Source organism: Streptomyces sp. NPDC059092, from assembly GCF_042756365.1.
Classification (GTDB): Bacteria; Actinomycetota; Actinomycetes; order Streptomycetales; family Streptomycetaceae; genus Streptomyces.
The window spans coordinates 1-3,014 of sequence record NZ_JBHZEJ010000147.1 but is presented as its reverse complement, the minus strand read 5'-3'; the positions used below and the strand labels follow the sequence as shown (position 1 = coordinate 3,014).

2 protein-coding genes are annotated in these 3,014 nt (G+C 67.7%); both read left to right on the top strand.

Annotated features, from left to right (window positions below; genetic code table 11):
• Nucleotides 1-156: 156 nt before the first annotated feature.
• The gene (locus ACFXPL_RS37010) at nt 157-870 is read left to right on the top strand and encodes an HAD family hydrolase (protein WP_384927569.1); all 714 of its coding nucleotides are present in this window, start codon (nt 157-159) and stop codon (nt 868-870) included.
• Between the two features lie 490 nt (nt 871-1,360).
• Nucleotides 1,361-2,959, top strand: coding sequence for an ABC transporter substrate-binding protein (locus ACFXPL_RS37005; protein ID WP_384927568.1), 1,599 nt, complete (start codon nt 1,361-1,363; stop codon nt 2,957-2,959).
• Nucleotides 2,960-3,014 lie beyond the last annotated feature (55 nt).

The following is a 3,014-nucleotide window of genomic DNA, read 5'->3' as shown; positions in this document are numbered from 1 at the left end:
GTTTCCCCCGCCCGCCCCGGCCGGGGGAAACCGGGCGGCGCGCGCTCCGGGCGAGTCGTACACTTATCGGCCCAGCGCAGGCCGGTCGCCTGTCCCGGCGGGAATGCCCCGCGGGGAAGGTGACCGGCCTTCTCGTCCCTCACGGAGGTGTGCCGGATGACCAGTACGGTCCCCGCGTCCTTGACCCGAACGGCCGAGGGCTCCGCTCTTCAGGCCGTCCTGCTCGACATGGACGGCACCCTGGTCGACACCGAGGGGTTCTGGTGGGACGCGGAGGTCGAGGTCTTCAAGGACCTCGGACACGTCCTCGACGAGGCCTGGCGCGATGTGGTGGTCGGTGGGCCCATGAGCCGCAGCGCGGCCTTCCTGATCGAGGCCACCGGCGCCGACATCGCCCTCGCCGAGCTGACCGTCCGGCTCAACGACGCCTTCGAGGGCCTGATCGGACGCGGCGTCCCCCTGATGCCGGGCGCGCGCCGGCTGCTCACCGAACTGGCGGCGCACGAGGTGCCCGCCGCCCTGGTCTCCGCCTCGCACCGGCGCATCATCGACCGGGTCCTGACCTCGCTGGGACCGGAGTTCTTCGCCCTCACCGTCGCGGGCGACGAGGTGCCCCGTACGAAGCCGCACCCCGACCCGTACCTGCTCGCCGCGCGCGGTCTGGGCGCCGATCCGACGCGGTGCGCGGTCATCGAGGACACCGCCACCGGGGTGGCCGCCGCCGAGGCCGCCGGCTGCCGGGTCGTGGCCGTACCGTCGGTGGCTCCGATCGCCCCGGCCGACGGGAGAACCGTCGTGGGCTCGCTCGAAGAGGTGGACCTGGTATTCCTGCGCGCTCTGATGACGCACGGAGACCGACCGGTGCACTGAGCGTCGCGATGAAATGCGCCATGGGAACTGTCGGCATTGGCCTGGATATTTTCCGTCACTTCACGTGGCGCATTCATGATCCCCGTAAAAGGGTGGCGGAGTGACCTTTATCACCTGTGCGCTCATCGACAGGGGCGGGTGGGGCTGATCCATGACCGTCCCTGGTGCTACTTCCTGTGCGCATGTGTCCTGCTTTGGGGCTGCCCGGAAGAAAGGCGGCTCCCCTCGGATATCGACGCGCCGCTATTTCCGATCACTGTCCGATTGCGATTCCGATCGGCCCGGGTCCGGCATTACCGGCGCGTCCGACTAATCTCATCGCGAGTACTTCGCCGTATCAACGACGTGTCCCGACGGCCACCAAGTCGCCATGTACACAGGACCGATCGCCCTGTATCCCGGCCCGATCGCACTGCCCCGACCGGGTGGACGCGGCGGAGTCTCGTCAGCACCGCTGTATCTCAGTGCCGGATGAGGGAGTACGTCCAGGATGAACCGCAAGACTTTGGCGCTGTCGGCCGCCTTCGGCCTGCTTGTGCCCGTGCTCGCCGGTTGCGGGGGCTCGGACGGTGGCTCCGGCGGCGGGAAGGCCATTGTGGTGGGCACGACGGACCAGTACATCGCCACCAAGGACGGCCCCGCGCCCCTGGACCCGGCCTTCGCGTACGACACCGGCACCTGGAACGTGCTGCGGCAGGTCGTCCAGACGCTGGTCTCCGTCCCGCGCGGCGGCGGCAAGCCGATACCGGACGCGGCGACCGAGTGCGGCTTCACGGACCGGGCGAACGAGAGCTACCGCTGCACGCTGCGCGAGGGGCTCAAGTTCCCCGGCGGCGACGCGATCACCGCCGACGACGTGAAGTTCTCCATCCAGCGCGCCCTGGACATGAAGGGCGAGAACGGTGTCGGCACGCTGCTGAGCAACATCGACACGATGGAGTCCGACGGCGCCCGCAAGATCGTCTTCCACCTCAAGGCGCCGGACGCGACCTTCCCGTACAAGCTCACCACCCCGGCCGCCGGCATCCTCAGCGCCAAGGACTACCCGGCGAAGAAGGTCAGGACCGGCTTCGAGCTCAGCGGCTCGGGTCCGTACACCCTGAAGACCGAGGTCAAGGGCGACGCGGTCGTCAAGGCCGTCTTCACCAAGAACCCGGACTACAAGGGCAACGTCAAGCTCCAGAACGACAAGGTCGAGCTGCGGCCCTTCAAGACCCCCGACGACATGGGCAAGGCGCTCTACGACGGGGACATCGACATGATGACCCGCGCCATGTCGCCGCAGCAGGTCGAGGCACTGATCGAGAAGCCCCGGGAGGACATCCAGCTCACCGAGATGCCCGGGCTGGAGATCCGCTACCTCGTATTCAACACCGATACCCCGCTCGTCAAGAAGAAGGCGGTACGCCAGGCGATGGCGTACACCATCGACCGCGGTCAGCTCGTGACCAAGGCGTACGGCGCCATGGCCGAGCCGCTGTACTCGCTCGTCCCGTCGAGCGTGGCCACCCACACGAACCCGTTCTTCAACAAGTACGGTGACGGGGACCTCACCAAGGCGGCGCAGCTCCTGGAGGAGGCGGGCATCACCACGCCGGTGAAGCTGACGCTCGACTACACCACCGACCACTACGGCTCGGCCACGGGCAAGGAGTTCGAGACCCTCCGGGACCAGCTCAACGCCAGCAAGCTCTTCGATGTCGACATCAAGGGCACCGAGTGGTCGGAGTTCCGGCCGAACGGGAAGAAGGGCGAGTACACCGTCTACGGGATGGGCTGGTTCCCCGACTTCCCGGACCCGGACACCTACGTCGGTCCCTTCTTCGACAAGCCCAACTTCCTGAACAACCCGTACGACAACGTCAAGATCCGCACCGAACTCCTCCCGGAGTCGCGGAAGCAGGCCGACCGCAGCGCGGCCAGCAAGACGTTCGGTGAGATGCAGAACCTCGTCGCCGAGGAGGTCCCCATGCTGCCGCTCTGGCAGGGCAAGCAGTACGTGGCGTCCCGGACCGAGATCTCCGGCGTGGAGTGGGCGGTCAACTCGTCCGCCGAACTCCACCTGTGGGAGCTGGGCCAGGGAACCTGATCCTCCGGATCCATCGACGACGAAGGGCTGCCGGGACGACCCGGCAGCCCTTCGT